Origin of the sequence: Actinacidiphila sp. bgisy160 (genome assembly GCF_965342435.1) — a bacterium.
Lineage (GTDB): Bacteria > Actinomycetota > Actinomycetes > Streptomycetales > Streptomycetaceae > Actinacidiphila.
Genome location: NZ_CBDRCM010000091.1, coordinates 1 through 13973 on the forward strand (window position 1 = coordinate 1; position 13973 = coordinate 13973).

Consider the following 13973-nt stretch of genomic DNA (forward strand, 5'->3'; position numbering starts at 1 on the left):
CGCCGGCCTCAGCTCGCCCAGATGCCGGTGATGTCGGAGGCGGAGGCGGCGTTGCCCGCGTGCGTGCTCAGACCCGCCAGGTCCTCCAGCGTGCGGAGCATGTCGTAGTGGTTGTAGGTCGTCGCGGACGACGAACCGGCCTTGACCGGCTGGCCGTACAGCACGGTCGGGATCTTGTTGCCGCTCAGCCGGTTGTCCTCGTCGAAGGTGACGACGAGCAGGCTGTTGTGGGTCTTCGCCCAGGTCGCGTAGGCGCCCAGCTTGTTCTTCAGCCAGGTGTCACCGGTGGACACCGAGCAGTCGTGCATGTCGCTGCACAGGTTCGGCACCACGAAGGAGACCTTGGGCAGGGTGGTGAAGTCGGTCGGGAACTGCGCGAAGGTCTTCGCCGTCGAGGTCGGGACGTTGCTGAAGGCGAACCACGGGTTGTGCTTGCGGGCGTAGTCGCCGCTGCTGCAGGTGGTCGAACCCTGGCTGGGCAGCGTCTCGTTGTAGCTGGCCCAGCTCTTGCCGGCGGCGATCAGCTCGGAGGCGAGGTTGGGCTTGGAGCTGAAGCCGGGGGTGTAGCAGCCGTCGTCGGTGACGCCCTGGTTGCTTCCCGAGAAGATCTGCAGGTAGTTGGGCTGGCTCGGGTGCGTGACGCCGTACGACTGCGTCAGGCTGGCGCCGCCCGCCTTCAGGGTGTTGTTGATGTAGGGGGCGCTGGAGCTTCCGATGACCTGGTTGTAGGCGTGGTTCTCGAACATCACCACGACCACGTGGTCGGGGTTCGGGACGCTGCCGGCCGCGTGGGCGGTCTCGGCGCCGCCGAGCCCGGCCCACAAGCCGAGGGAGGCGGCGGCGACGCCGAGGACGGAAGTGAGGGCGGTAACGGCGCGACGGGGGCGGGGCAGGGACCAGCCGGACACGGCGGACCTCCGGGAAGGGGGACGGGGGATTGGCGCCGCGCCAGGTTAGAAGGGGGCCGTGGACGCCCGAAGCGCCGCGGAGGTGAAGGTCCGGGGAACGGTGGCTACGTTCCGGATCTCGAGGTCAAGCGCAGGCAAAAGGGCCCGGGGAACGCAACTCGCGCTCCCCGGGCCCTTGCTGTCAGGACGTCACTTGACGTACGTGATGCCGTCCGTGGTGATCGCCGGGCGGCCGGAGGTGCCGACGACGACGACCTTCAGCGTGTGCTTGGCGCTGGTGCTCCAGGTCTTGGACCAGATCGTCTGCCGGTAGGCGGTGGTGGAGGACTTGAGGTCCACCGTTGCCGCCTTGACCCCGTCGACGTAGACGTACGCCTGGCCGGAGGTCGAGGCCCGGGAGACCACCCAGCCGACCGAGCGGCCGGTGAACGTCCAGGTCAGGCTGGCGTTCTTCGAGGACGAGGTGTACGACTTCCCGCCGAGGTAACTGGTGGAGCTCTTCGTCGACCAGGTACCGGACTTCGTCGCCGAGGTCTCCTGCAGGATCGCCGCCGTGCGGCTCACCGAGGCGGTGGTGTAGTTACCGGCGGCGTCGGTGGCCTTCAGGCTGTACGTGACCGCGGTGTTCACCTTGCCCGAGGTGCTCCACGAGGTGGTGGTCGGGCCGAAGGTGGCCGTGCTGGGGGCGGTCGCCGCGACGCTCTTGAGCGCGCCGTTGTCGGCGGCCTTCCAGGTCACGGAGACCGGCACGGCGGTGCTGGACACCGTGGCGTTGCGGATCTTCACCGCGGGCGCGGTGGTGAACGTGGGCTTCGTCGTGTCGCCGACCACGCTGTACGAACTCGCCGACGTCGCCGTCTTGTTGTTGATGTGGACGGCGCGCACGGTCACGGTGTGCTTGCCCGCCGGGACCGTGATGGCCGCGGAGGTGGCGGTCCGGGAGGCGGTGGCCGCGACGGCGCCGTCGACCAGGACCTCGAACCGCTTGACGACGGTGTACGGGGTGGACTCCTTCCACGAGACCGTCGCCGTGCTCTTGGTGTAGTACGAGGACCCGGAGAGCGTGGCGCCGCTGACCCCGTTCAGCGTCGGCGCGGCGACCGCGGCCGCGTAGGAGCGGATGGTGGCCAGCTTGTCGTAGAGGTTCTGGCCGGGGCAGGCGGTGGCGAAGCCGTCGCGGTGCCCGGAGATCGGGTTGAACGTGTACGACTTGCCGTAGACCCACGGCGGGCTGTCCTTCGCGCCCTCGACCAGGGTCTGCGTCTTGCTGCCGGGGTTGGGGTTGATCCCGTACTGGCCGAGCTTCCACGCGGACAGCGCCGCGATCGAGCCGAGCATCTTGGAGGAGATGGGCGTGGCCGGGACGCCGTTGATGACCTGGAAGGTGCCGATCGTGGCGATACCCCAGCTGCGCGTGTTGAAGCCGTAGGTCTGCGCTCCGATGACCGGCAGGTCCAGGCCGCCGTAGCGGCCCTCGAAGAGAGTGCCGCACTTGTCGACGAGGGCGTTGTAGCCGATGTCGCGCCACTTCTGCGACAGGTGGTACGCGTAGATCCACCGCACGATCGAGGCCGAGTCGGCGCAGCTGTAGCTGGCGGCGGTGTCGGTGTGGTGGACGAAGACCACGTTCACCTTGTCCGCGTAGGACGGATCGCCGGCCTCCCGCTTCGACTCGTCCGCACCCCAGCCGGCCCGGCTCACGATGGCCGGCTTCGCCACGGTGGAGGCCGGGGCGGTCGGCCGGGTCGAGCTCGGCGACGGGGAGGTGGACGTGCTCGGGGACGTGCTCGGTGACGCACTCGTGGGCGCACTCGTGGACGCCGAGGAGCCGGGGGCCGGGGCCGAGGTCGACGGGGCCGCCGTGTCGCTCGGCGAGGAATCGGCCGGGTCCGGCGTCGCGGTGTCGGACGGCGAGTCGGTCACGGAGGGGTCGGCCTGTGGGCTCGTGGTGTCCTCGGCGTCCGCCGCGAAGGCGACCGGTGCCATGGCGACGTCGGTGCGGCTCTTCTTGGCGTCACCCACCAGCTCCAGTTGGAGCCCCTTGGGGAGGGTGCCGGAAGCGCCGTCCTCGGAGACGACCTTGAGTTCGACGCCGTTGGACAGGCCCACGTACAGGGGGGCCGAACCGCCCCGGGTGGCGCCCTCGGTCTTCGGGTCGGGAGCGTCGTCGTAGTGCGGGTCGACCGAGTGCCAGTCGGACCACGCGCCGGTCTTCACGGAACGGGTGCGCACTTGTACCGTTCCGTCCAACTTGGTGCGCGGGTCGTCCCACGTCACACCGAGCAGGCCGAAGGTCTCGGTCTCGCGCCGCGACAGGGTGCGCTCCCCGCCCTCGCCCTTGAGGTCGAGTGACTGGACCGCACTGGGCACCGGTCCCTTCGAGGCCGCCGACGAGGCGGTTCCCTCCGGGCCGCTCGCCACGGACGCGGCGGTGATGACACCGGCCCCTCCGAGCACGACCGCCCCGACCGCGAGCCAGGCACGCCCGCGCAGACGTATTCGTCGCATGTTCTCTTCCCCGCCCCGTCCCACCCCTGGGTAGCCGTGGGTACCGGTGATTGATGTTTTAAACCTCTGAAACGGCAAGCGCTTTATACCAGATGGACCAGAGCGGCCTCACACCGCGGGACGATCAGTGCCGAAGCGGGCATACCGCCAGGTAACGGAGCCAGGGCAGGGCGGATACTCTCTCTAGGGCGGATCGGGCCGGCCGGGAGCACCGGGAAAGGCAGGCGGCGTGCTGGAAGGGCGACGGGACACCAGGTTCGGGCGGCTGCTGCGGCACGGCTTCGGCGACGCCGTGGCCGCCGAGGCGCTGCTGGGCGGCGAGCAGCTCGCCCCGGTCCGCAGCGACCCGGTCCTGCTCGACGCGCTGGGCGCCACCGCCGACCCCGACCAGGCGCTCGCCTCCCTCGTACGGCTCGTCGAGGCCCTCGACCCCGGGGAGCGGCGCACCCTCCTCGACACGCTCACCACGGCCAAGCCGCTGCGCGACCGGCTGCTCGGGGTGCTCGGCGCCTCCGCCGCCCTGGCCGACCACCTGACCCGGCATCCGCGCGACTGGCACGCCCTGGTCACCTACGAGCACGCCGACCTGCACCCGGGGACCACGGAGTTCGAGCGGGGGCTGGCCGGGGCCGACGATCCCGAGTCGCTGCGCGTGGCCTACCGGCGCTGCATGCTGGGCATCGCCGCCCGCGACGTGTGCGGCACCAGCGACCTGGTGCAGACCGCCGCGGAGCTCGCCGACCTCGCCACCGCGACGCTGCGCGCCGCCCTGGCCATGGCCGAGGCGGAGGCGCCGGCCGACGCCGCGCTGTGCCGGCTGGCGGTGATCGGCATGGGCAAGTGCGGCGGTCACGAGCTCAACTACATCTCCGACGTCGACGTCATCTTCGTGGCCGAGGCCCGCCCCGACGCCGAGGAGGCCATGGCGCTGCAGGCCGCCACCCGGCTGGCCTCGCGCATGATGCGGGTCTGCTCCGACACCACCGTCGAGGGCAGCATCTGGCAGGTCGACGCCAATCTGCGCCCCGAGGGCCGGCGCGGCCCGCTGGTGCGCACCCTCTCCAGCCATCTGGCCTACTACAAGCGCTGGGCCAAGACCTGGGAGTTCCAGGCGCTGCTCAAGGCCCGCCCGGTCGCCGGCGACCCGGCGCTCGGCCAGGAGTACGTCGAGGCGCTGTCGCCCATGGTGTGGCAGGCCGCCGAACGCGAGCACTTCGTCCAGGACGTGCAGGAGATGCGGCGCCGGGTCGTGGAGAACATCCCCGTCGCGCACCTGGACCGGGAGCTCAAGCTCGGCCCCGGCGGCCTGCGGGACGTGGAGTTCGCGGTCCAGCTGCTGCAGCTCGTGCACGGCCGCACCGACCCGACGCTGCGCAGCGGCACCACCCTGACGGCGCTGTCCCAGCTGGCCGCCGGCGGTTACGTGGGGCGGGCGGACGCGGCGGCGCTCGACACCTCCTACCGTTTCCTGCGGACGATGGAGCACCGCATCCAGCTCCACAAGCTGCGCCGCACCCACCTGGTGCCGGAAAACGTGGCCGACCTGCGGCGGCTCGGCCGCTCCCTGGGCTTCCGGGCGGACCCGGTGACGGAGCTGCAGCGGGAGTGGCGGCGGCACGCGCGGGAGGTGCGCCGTCTGCACGAGAAGCTCTTCTACCGGCCGCTGCTCGACGCGGTCGCCCAGCTCGCCCCCGGCGAGGTCGGCCTGTCCACGGACGCGGCCAAGCAGCGCCTGGAGGCGCTCGGCTACGCGGACCCCGCCGCCGCCCTGCGCCATCTGGAGGCGCTGGCCTCGGGGGTCAGCCGCAAGGCCGCCATCCAGCGGACCCTGCTGCCCGTGCTGCTCGGCTGGTTCGCCGACTCCGCCGACCCCGACGCCGGTCTGCTGAACTTCCGGAAGGTCAGTGACGCGCTGGGCCGCACCCCCTGGTACCTGCGGCTGCTGCGGGACGAGGGCGCCGCCGCCGTCAACCTCGCGCGGGTACTGTCCTCCGGGCGGCTCGCCCCCGACCTGCTCATGCGGGCTCCCGAGGCGGTCGCCCTGCTCGCCGACGACGAGGGGCTCCAACCTCGCACCCGCGCCGCTCTGGACCAGGAGGTGCTGGCGGCGGTCCACCGCGCGGACTCCGCCGAGCAGGCCGTCGCCGCGGTCCGCGGGGTACGCCGCCGCGAGCTGTTCCGCACCGCGGCCGCGGACCTCGTCGGAGTCCACCGCGACGACCCCGACGCCATCGGCGCCGCCCTCACCGATCTCAACGCCGCCGCCGTCACCGGGGCCCTGCAGGCCGCGGTGGGCGCCGTGGAGGCGGCCGAGGGGGAGCCCCTGCCGACCCGGTTCGCCGTGATCGGCATGGGCCGCTTCGGCGGCCACGAACTGAGCTACGGCTCCGACGCGGACGTCCTGTTCGTCCACGAGCCGCACGAGGGTGTCGACGGGCACCGGGCCGCCCGCTCCGCGCTCAAGGTCGCCAACGAGCTGCGCCGGCTGCTGCAGATCCCCACCACCGACCCGCCGCTGCTCATCGACGCCGACCTGCGCCCCGAGGGCAAGAGCGGACCGCTGGTGCGCACGCTCGGCTCGTACGCCGCGTACTACCGGCGCTGGTCGCTGGTTTGGGAGAGCCACGCCCTGCTCCGCGCCGAACCGGTCGCCGGCGACGAGGACCTGGGCCACCGCTTCATCGGCCTCGTCGACCCGCTGCGCTATCCGGCCGACGGGCTCCCGGAGGAGGCGGTCCGCGAGATCCGCCGGCTCAAGGCCCGCATGGAGGCCGAGCGGCTGCCGCGCGGCGCGGACCCGACGACCCACGCCAAGCTGGGGCGGGGCGGGCTCAGCGACGTCGAGTGGACCGTGCAGCTGCTGCAGCTGCAGTACGGCGCGCGGTTCCCCGGGCTGCGGACCACCCGCACCCGGTCGGCTCTGGCCGCGGCCGCGGCGGCGGGACTGGTGCCCGCCGAGGACGCCGAGGTCCTGGACGCCGCCTGGATCCTGGCGAGCCGGATGCGCAACGCCGTCATGCTCGTGCGGGCCCGCGCCGGCGACACCTTCCCCGGCGACGGGAAGGAACTGGCCGCGGTGGGGCGCTATCTCGGCCACGAGCCGGGCCACGTGGGCGACATGGTCGAGGAGTACCGCCGCACCACGCGCCGCGCCCGCGCGGTGGTGGAGCGCCTCTTCTACGGCACGTAGCCCGTGCCGCCGTCCGGTTACGCCGTGGCGACCCGCACCTGGCGCGGCAACCGGTAGGCGAGGCCACCGTAGACCGCCCAGGAGGCGGCGAAGCCGACACCGAGGCAGAGCGTGCCGCCGGCGGCGTCGAGCCAGAAGTGGTTGGCGGTGGAGACGATGACGAGCAGGGTGACGACCGGGTAGAGCACGCCCAGCACCCGCACCCAGGCCCACCGCGCGAGCATCGCAATGGTGATGCCGCACCACAGCGACCAGCCGATGTGCATCGACGGCATGGCCGCGTACTGGTTGGAGACGTGCGCCAGGTCGCCCGACGCCATCGACCCCCAGGTGTGGTGGATCTTCACGGTGTCGATGAAGCCGCCGCCCTCCATCAGCCGGGGCGGCGCCAGGGGGAAGAAGTAGTATCCGAGCAGCGCGATGCCGGTCGTCACGAAGAGCACCAGGCGGGTGGGCGCGTAGCGCCCGGGGTGCCTGCGGAAGAGCCAGACGAGCACTGTGAGGGTGACGACGAAGTGGAGCGTCGCGTAGTAGTAGTTCATACCGACGATGAGCCACGTCACGGAGTTCACGGCTTGATTGAGCGCGTGCTCGAAGGCGAGCCCGAGGGACCGTTCCAGGTACCAGACGTGGCTCGCGTTCCGCATGGCGTCGTCCTGCTGCTCCGGCACGGCGTTGCGTACCAGTGAGTAGATCCAGTAGCTGACGGCGATCAACAGGATCTCGAACCACAGCCGGGGCCGGCGTGGTGCCAGCAGCCCGTTGCCCGCCGTCGCTCCATCGGTGTCACGGGAATCGATGGAGCGCGGTGATACCCCGCCACTGCGGTGGGCCATGATCTTCGCGGTCGATTCCCCCATGGGGCGATAGTCTGCCATGCGGTCCCGTGCCGTCCGATCAACCCCCGGTGGGATTGCGTGCATCCCGCGTACGCCTCCCGGCCGACTGCTGCGCGGGTACGGCTGCCCCCGCCTTGGGACCTGATGCCGTAGAACCGCGGACGACCAGTTCGGGCAGGAAGACGAACTCGCTGTGCGGGGCCGGGGTACCGCCGACCTCCTCCAGCAGCGCGCGCACGGCGGCCTGGCCCATGGCCGTGACGGGCTGCCGGATGGTGGTGAGCGGCGGATCGGTGAAGGCGATGAGCAGGGAGTCGTCGAAGCCCACGACGGAGACGTCCCCGGGGACGGACAGCCCCCGCTGCCGCGCGGCGCGCACGGCCCCGAGCGCCATCATGTCGGAGGCGCACACCACGGCCGTGCAGCCGGAGTCGATCAGGCCGGAGGCGGCCGCTTGGCCACCCTCGAGGGTGAACAGCGAGTGCTGGATACGGTCGGCCGCCTCGTCCGCGGGTATGCCGAGCACCTCCTCCATGCTGCGCAGGAAGCCCTCGATCTTGCGCTGCACGGGGACGAACCGCTTGGGACCGACCGCCAGTCCGATCCGCTCGTGGCCGAGTGCGGCCAGATGGGTGACGGCCAGCCGCATCGCACCGCGGTCGTCGGGCGAGACGAACGGCGCCTTGATCTTGCCGGAGAAGCCGTTGATCAGGACGAAGGGCACGCCCTGGCCGTGCAGCCGGTCGTAGCGCCCCACGTCGGCGGTGGAGTCGGCGTGCAGCCCGGAGACGAAGATGATCCCGGCGACGCCGCGCTCGACGAGCATCTCGACGAGTTCGTCCTCGGTCGAGCCGCCCGGGGTCTGGGTGGCCAGCACCGGGGTGTACCCCTGCCGGGTCAGGGCCTGCCCGATGACCTGGGCGAAGGCCGGGAAGATCGGGTTCTCCAGCTCCGGGGTGATGAGTCCGACCAGCCCGGCGCTGCGTTGCCGCAGCCGAACCGGCCGTTCGTACCCCAGCAGGTCGAGGGCGGCCAGCACGGACTGACGGGTGGCGGCGGAGACCCCTGGCTTGCCGTTGAGGACACGGCTGACGGTCGCTTCGCTCACCCCCGCCTGGGCTGCGATGTCGGCAAGCCTTGCGGTCACAGGATTGGACTGTACCGGTCGCATCTCAGATCGCCCACCAGATGCACGAATCAGCCGGAAGACGGACGGATCCGCCGGCGAACGCGACGGGCTCCGAGGAGAGCACCGGCCGCCCTGGCACGGGGAGTTCGACCGGCGCCGGATTGACGTTGACCGTGCACACCAGGCCGGGCCGGGAGAACGCCAGCACCCCCTCGGGGGCGTCCAGCCAGCGCATCGGACCGTCGCCGAGGCCGGGCAGTTCACGGCGCAGCCGCAGGGCCGAGCGGTACAGCTCCAGCGTGGAGTCGGGGTCGCCGGCCTGCGCCTGGACGCTCAGCCCGCCCCAGCCCGCGGGCTGCGGCAGCCAGCTGCCGGCCGGGCCGAAGCCGTGGCTGGGGCCGTCGGTGGTCCACGGGATCGGCACCCGGCAGCCGTCGCGCAGTCCGTCCTGGCCGTTGTCGCGGAAGAAGGAGGGGTCCTGGCGGACCTCGTCCGGCAGGTCGGTGACCTCCGGCAGGCCCAGCTCCTCGCCCTGGTAGACGTATACGGAACCGGGCAGCGCGAGCATCAGCAGCGCCGCGGCCCGGGCCCGGCGCAGCCCGGTCGCGCCGCCGCCGTAGCGGGTGACGTGCCGGACGACGTCGTGGTTGGAGAGCACCCAGGTGGTGGGGGCGCCGACGGAGACGGTGGCGGCGAGGGACTCCTCGATCACCGCGCGCATCGCCCCGGCCTCCCACGGGCACTGCAGGAAATGGAAGTTGAAGGCCTGGTGCAGCTCGTCGGGGCGCACGTACAGCGCCATGCGCCCGGCGTTGGGCGCCCAGGCCTCGGCGACGCCGATGCGCTCGGCCGGCAGCGCCTCGTGCCGCGGGCCGGGGGAGTAGGAGTCGAGCAGCCGGCGCCAGGCGCGGTGGATCTCGTGCACCCCGTCCTGGTCGAAGAAGGGGAGCACCTGCGAGCCGATCATCTTGACCTGCTCCTTGTGACCGATGTCGGGCAGGCCGGCCGCCTTGACCATGCCGTGGGCGACGTCGATGCGGAAGCCGTCGACGCCCAGGTCCAGCCAGAAGCGCAGGACGGCGTCGAACTCCGCGCGGACCTCCGGGTGGTCCCAGTCGAGGTCGGGCTGCTCGGGCGCGAAGAGGTGGAGGTACCAGTCGCCGTCCGCGACCCGGGTCCAGGCGGGGCCGCCGAAGACCGACTCCCAGTCGTTGGGCGGCAGTTCGCCGTGCTCGCCCTTGCCGGGGCGGAAGTGGTAGCGCTCGCGGGCCGGCCCCCCGCGCCGGTCCGCGAGCGCCGCCCGGAACCACGCGTGCCGGTCGGAGGTGTGGTTCGGGACGATGTCGACGATCACGCGCAGGCCCAGCTCGTGGGCGGTGCGGATGAGCGCGTCGGCGTCCGCGAGGGAGCCGAAGAGGGGGTCGACGCTGCGGTAGTCGGCGACGTCGTAGCCGCCGTCCGCCTGGGGCGAGGCGTAGAAGGGGGTCAGCCAGACCGCGTCCGCGCCCAGTTCCGCCAGGTACGGCAGCCGGTCCCGGATGCCGGGCAGGTCGCCCACGCCGTCACCGTCGCCGTCGGCGAAGGAGCGGACGTACACCTGGTAGATGACGGCGCTGCGCCACCAGCCGGGCGCGCGCTCCTCGGGGGTGGCCGGGGTCTCGTCGGTCGCGTCGTGGATGGCGGAGGCGAGCTCTTGGGTCATGTCGGTCCCTCGTGAGTCGGCGCCGGTCCCTGCCGATGATTCCGATCCACCGCTCGATCGGCAATGCCTTTCAAGAATTTGCGGAAGATCGTGCAACGGTTTCCAGGCTGCTGAGATTCCCACGTCACGTCTCCTCTGTGCAACTGCGAGGACACACGGATGTAACGATCGGAAGATCTTGCAAGTCTTTGCAGCAAGGCCTTTCGTCGGGCTTTCATCCCTGTTACGTTCCTCGACAGCCCGGCGGCCGCAATGGCGCAGTCGGCAGGAGGGACGCGTTTACGCGCCCCGCACCATCACGGGCTTTCATCCTGGAGGAGATCACATGCGGCGTGGCATAGCGGCCACCGCGCTGGTTGCGGCGCTCGGGCTTGCGGCGACGGCTTGCGGCGGCGACGACGGCGGCAGTGACAAGGCCGGCGGTCCCGTCACCGTCACCTGGTGGGACACCTCGAACGCGACGAACGAGGCGCCGACCTACAAGGCCCTGATCGCGGACTTCGAGAAGGCCAACCCGAAGATCAAGGTCAAGTACGTCAACGTCCCGTTCGACCAGGCGCAGAACAAGTTCCAGACGGCCGCCGGCAGCAAGGGCGCCCCGGACGTCATCCGCGCCGAGGTCGGCTGGACCGCCTCCTGGGCGAAGTCCCAGTTCCTCGCGCCGCTGGACGGCACCCCGGCGCTGGACAACCAGGACGACATCAACCCGTCCCTGCTCAAGCAGGCCCAGTACGAGGGCAAGACCTACGGTGCCCCCATCGTCACCGACACCCTCGCGCTGATGTGGAACAAGGAGCTGCTGAAGAAGGCCGGCTTCGACAAGGCCCCCGCCACCTGGGACGAGCTGAAGGCCGTCGCCAAGGCGGTCAAGGCGAAGGACAAGGTCGACGGCTTCTGGATGCGCGCCGACTCGTACTACGAGCTGCCCTTCCTCTTCGGTGAGGGCACCGACATGGTCGACGCCGCGGCGAAGAAGATCACGATCAACTCGCCCGAGGCCGTCAAGGCCGTCGACGTGAGCAAGTCCGTGCTCGCCTCCCCCGGTGTCCACAAGCTGGACGTGACCGCCGACTCCTACGCCCACATGCAGGACGCGTTCAAGACCGGCAAGGTCGCCATGATCATCCAGGGCCCCTGGGAGCTGACCAACATCTACGAGGGTGCGGCCTTCTCCGACAAGGCCAACCTGGGCATCTCCTCCGTCCCGGCCGGCTCCACCGGCAAGGCCGGCGCCCCCACCGGCGGCCACAACCTGGCCGTCTACGCCGGCTCGGACAAGGCCCACCAGGAGGCCGCCCAGAAGTTCGTCGGCTTCATGACCTCGGGTGAGGCCCAGGCCAAGATCACGCTGAAGAACGGCACCCTGCCGACCCGCACCTCCGCCTACACCGCCGAGGTCAAGGCCGCTCCCGGTGTCGCCGACTTCCAGTCGATCCTCGCCGACGTCGCCCGCCCGCGTCCGGAGCTGGCGGAGTACAGCTCGCTGTTCGCCGACTTCAACACCGGCCTGACCAACATCCTCCAGAACAAGGTCAGCACCCAGAAGGGTCTGGACGCGACCGCCGAGGCCTACAAGAAGCTCGTCAAGGACTTCCAGTAAGGCCCTGAGCCGTCCGGTCCGCCTCCCCGAAGCCGGGAGGCGGGCCGGACGGCCCGCCCGCGTCCGCACGCAATGGTTCCCCGCCGCGTGACGCGGCTGTACCAACCTCTGCGAACCTCTCGAAAAGGTGCCGAAGATGACCGTCGCCGTCCAGGGCGGGACCCGGAAGACCAAGCGTGGCGCCGCGCCGCGCCCCGGTCCGCTCAGCCGCATCCGGCAGTCGTACAACCGCAACTGGTATGCCTGGGCCATGGTGGCGCCGGTCGTCGCCGTCATCGGCGTGCTGGTGCTCTACCCCCTGGTCCGCGGCATCTACCTGTCGCTGACCGACGCCAACAGCCAGAACGTCGGGCGGACGATCGGCGTCAACAAGATCCCGGACTCCTTCTCCTGGGTCGGCTTCAAGAACTACACGGAGATCCTCTCCGGGGCGGACCACCAGTTCTGGCCGCACTTCACCTGGACCATCCTCTGGACCGTGATCTGCGTCACCCTGCACTACGGCCTCGGCCTCGGCCTCGCCATGCTGCTGAACCGCAAGCTGCGCGGCCGCACCTTCTACCGGATGGTCCTGATCCTGCCCTGGGCCGTCCCCACCTTCGTCACCGTCTTCTCCTGGCGGCTGATCCTCGCCGACGACGGCGGCATCCTGAACACCGTGCTGGACTGGGCCCACCTGCCCACGCCCGCCTGGCTCAGCGACTCCTTCTGGCAGAAGACCTCCGCCATCCTCGTCAACACCTGGGTCGGCGTGCCCTTCATGATGGTCTCGCTGCTCGGCGGCCTGCAGTCGATCCCGAGCGAGCTGTACGAAGCCGCCGAGATGGACGGCGCCACCCCGTGGCAGCGCTTCCGCTTCGTCACCCTCCCCGGGCTGCGTTCGGTGAGCAGCACGGTGATCCTGCTCGGCGTCATCTGGACCTTCAACCAGTTCGTCGTCATCTTCCTGCTGTTCGGCGCCAGTGCGGGCCAGGACGCCCAGATCCTGGTCACCTGGGCCTACCGCCTCGGCTTCGGGCAGGACCCGCGCGACTACGCCGGCTCGGCCGCGTACGGCGTGATCATCCTGTCCATGCTCATCGTCTTCGCCTCCGTCTACCGGCGCTGGCTGGCCCGCAACGAGAACGCCACCGCCTGACGGCCGGCCCGGCCAGGACACCAGCCACGACGAGAGAGAGGCAGCCACCCCCCATGAGCACCACCGCAGACCTTCCCGTCACGGGAGCCACCCAGCACCCGGGCCCCGCCGCGGGCTCGCGCACCTCCGCCGGACGCCGGCCCCGGGGCCGCGGGGAGCGCAGCCGCCGCGCCTCGGTGCTGATCCACGCCGTCCTGCTCTTCGCGAGCTTCATCGCGGCCTTCCCGGTCCTGTGGATCGCCTGGGTCTCCTTCGGCCCGGACAAGACCGACTTCCTCCACCCGGCCGCGATCGCGGGCAAGTTCAGCTTCGAGAACTACACCAAGGTGCTCGGCGACACGAACTTCCTGCAGTGGTTCGTGAACTCCATGATCGTCGCCCTGGGCACCTGCGTGCTCGGCGTGTTCATCGCCGCCAGCGCCGGCTACGCGGTCTCCCGGATGCGCTTCCCCGGCCACCGGCAGCTGATGTGGACCTTCCTGGTGACCCAGATGTTCCCGGTCGCCATCCTGATCGTGCCGCTGTACAACATCCTGGCCGGCCTGGACCTGCTGGACACCTACTGGGCGCTCATCCTGGTCTACTGCACCACCGCGGTGCCGTACTGCGCCTGGCTGCTCAAGGGCTACTTCGACACCATCCCGCAGGAGATCGACGAAGCCGGCCGGGTCGACGGCCTCACCCCGTTCGGCACCTTCTACCGGCTGATCCTCCCGCTGGCGCGGCCGGGCCTGGCGGTGGCGGCCTTCTACACCTTCCTCACCGCCTGGGGCGAGGTCGCCTACGCGTCGGTCCTCATGCTCGGCGACGACAAGTACACCCTCGCCGTCGGACTGACCACCTTCATCAGCGAGCACGACAACCAGTGGGACCTGATGGCGGCCACCTCCGTGCTCATCGCCCTCCCCGCGTCCGGGTTCTTCTACATCGTCCAGCGTCACCTGGTCACCGGCCTCACC

General features: G+C 70.9%; 9 protein-coding genes. 4 read left to right on the top strand and 5 right to left on the bottom strand.

Annotated elements, in window-relative coordinates; all coding sequences use genetic code 11:
- Positions 1–8: 8 nt before the first annotated feature.
- Both ACRWNP_RS35890 and ACRWNP_RS35895 read right to left on the bottom strand, forming a co-directional pair.
- Positions 9–908 carry an alkaline phosphatase family protein gene (locus ACRWNP_RS35890; protein WP_431969021.1) on the bottom strand — a complete coding sequence of 300 codons (900 nt, stop codon included), beginning with the start codon at positions 906–908 and terminating at the stop codon, positions 9–11.
- A gap of 189 nt (positions 909–1097) precedes the next feature.
- Complete coding sequence (locus tag ACRWNP_RS35895; RefSeq protein ID WP_431969023.1) at positions 1098–3416, bottom strand: N-acetylmuramoyl-L-alanine amidase; 2319 nt, start codon at positions 3414–3416, stop codon at positions 1098–1100.
- 229 nt (positions 3417–3645) lie between these two features.
- On the opposite strand from ACRWNP_RS35895, the gene ACRWNP_RS35900 reads away from it, so the two are divergent.
- Positions 3646–6606: a bifunctional [glutamine synthetase] adenylyltransferase/[glutamine synthetase]-adenylyl-L-tyrosine phosphorylase gene (locus ACRWNP_RS35900; RefSeq protein ID WP_431969025.1), complete on the top strand. Its 2961-nt coding sequence runs from the start codon at positions 3646–3648 to the stop codon at positions 6604–6606.
- A 17-nt stretch (positions 6607–6623) separates the two neighbouring features.
- Here the strand turns inward: ACRWNP_RS35900 and ACRWNP_RS35905 are convergent, their stop codons facing one another.
- The 3 genes from ACRWNP_RS35905 to ACRWNP_RS35915 are packed head-to-tail and all read right to left on the bottom strand — an operon-like array spanning position 6624 to position 10276.
- Positions 6624–7466: a phosphatase PAP2 family protein gene (locus ACRWNP_RS35905; protein ID WP_431969027.1), complete on the bottom strand. Its 843-nt coding sequence runs from the start codon at positions 7464–7466 to the stop codon at positions 6624–6626.
- A 37-nt stretch (positions 7467–7503) separates the two neighbouring features.
- A complete protein-coding gene (locus ACRWNP_RS35910; RefSeq protein ID WP_431969029.1) occupies positions 7504–8592 on the bottom strand; it encodes a LacI family DNA-binding transcriptional regulator in 1089 nt (362 codons plus the stop codon).
- Positions 8593–8617: 25 nt separating this feature from the next.
- The gene (locus ACRWNP_RS35915) at positions 8618–10276 is read right to left on the bottom strand and encodes a glycoside hydrolase family 13 protein (RefSeq protein ID WP_431969031.1); all 1659 of its coding nucleotides are present in this window, start codon (positions 10274–10276) and stop codon (positions 8618–8620) included.
- Positions 10277–10601: 325 nt separating this feature from the next.
- Between ACRWNP_RS35915 and ACRWNP_RS35920 the strand changes: the two genes are divergently transcribed.
- The 3 genes from ACRWNP_RS35920 to ACRWNP_RS35930 form a co-directional block, all read left to right on the top strand.
- The gene (locus ACRWNP_RS35920; RefSeq protein WP_431969033.1) at positions 10602–11876 is read left to right on the top strand and encodes an extracellular solute-binding protein; all 1275 of its coding nucleotides are present in this window, start codon (positions 10602–10604) and stop codon (positions 11874–11876) included.
- 136 nt (positions 11877–12012) lie between these two features.
- Entirely contained in the window at positions 12013–13014 is a 1002-nt protein-coding gene (locus tag ACRWNP_RS35925; protein ID WP_431969035.1) for a carbohydrate ABC transporter permease, read from the top strand.
- Positions 13015–13067: 53 nt separating this feature from the next.
- Positions 13068–13973: sugar ABC transporter permease (locus ACRWNP_RS35930; RefSeq protein ID WP_431969037.1), on the top strand; the 906-nt coding region annotated here is incomplete at its 3' end.

Bases quoted from the DNA above. Each gene is read 5' to 3' on its own strand.
- ACRWNP_RS35895 (WP_431969023.1), bottom strand. From the start codon at position 3,416: ATGCGACGAATACGTCTGCGCGGGCGTGCCTGGCTCGCGGTCGGGGCG.
- ACRWNP_RS35920 (WP_431969033.1), top strand. From the start codon at position 10,602: ATGCGGCGTGGCATAGCGGCCACCGCGCTGGTTGCGGCGCTCGGGCTT.
- ACRWNP_RS35905 (WP_431969027.1), bottom strand. From the start codon at position 7,466: ATGGGGGAATCGACCGCGAAGATCATGGCCCACCGCAGTGGCGGGGTA.
- ACRWNP_RS35925 (WP_431969035.1), top strand. From the start codon at position 12,013: ATGACCGTCGCCGTCCAGGGCGGGACCCGGAAGACCAAGCGTGGCGCC.
- ACRWNP_RS35915 (WP_431969031.1), bottom strand. From the start codon at position 10,276: ATGACCCAAGAGCTCGCCTCCGCCATCCACGACGCGACCGACGAGACC.